The organism is Mycobacterium sp. IS-3022, assembly GCF_001500065.1.
Lineage (GTDB): Bacteria > Actinomycetota > Actinomycetes > Mycobacteriales > Mycobacteriaceae > Mycobacterium.
In genome coordinates this window covers 1-609 of record NZ_LQIN01000043.1, presented here as the reverse complement: position 1 = coordinate 609, position 609 = coordinate 1, and the positions used below count along the sequence as shown (strand labels likewise).

Annotated in this window: 1 pseudogene; it reads left to right on the top strand. The window is 74.5% G+C overall.

Annotated elements, in window-relative coordinates:
- Positions 1-609: pseudogene (locus tag AU188_RS25590) on the top strand (hypothetical protein); the annotation flags it as partial.

The window sequence follows — 609 nt, the reverse complement described above, 5'->3', positions numbered from 1 at the left end:
CACGCGTCCCGCTGATCACCCAGACGCTCTCCGCACACCTGCGGGCGCCGGTGGTGACCACCCCGCAACCACAATTGACCGCCGCGGCGGGCGCCGCGCTGATGGCCCAGCGCAGCGGGGTCGTCGAAAGCGCGACGACGCTGTTCGACGCCGAGGCGCCGTCGAGCATGTTCGGCGCGCTGGCCTGGTCGCAGGACGACCAGGACGATGCGGAACTGCCCGTGCACCTCACCGAGTCCCCGGCCGACTTCCGGCCCGACCTTCACTTCCAGCACGAGGAGTGGCAGGAGGACGAAGCGGCGGCGCCGCGGCGGTCTCCGGTCATCCTGTTCGGCCTCGCCGCGGCGGTCGCGGTGGTCACCACGGCCTTGTTCGGCGTCATGCAACTGCGTGACGACACCGCAACCCCGGTCGAGGCGGCGACGACGGTCGCGCCGCCCAGCGCGCCTGTGTCGCCGGCTCCGACTCCTGCGCCGGCGGCGCACGCTCCTGCGCCCCCAGCGCCGGGGCCCACCAACGTCGTCGTCCAACCCGCGCAGCGATCCACGCCGCCCCAGCGCCAGACCCCCCGCCACGCCCCCGCGACGCAGCCGCCGGCACCGGTCACCA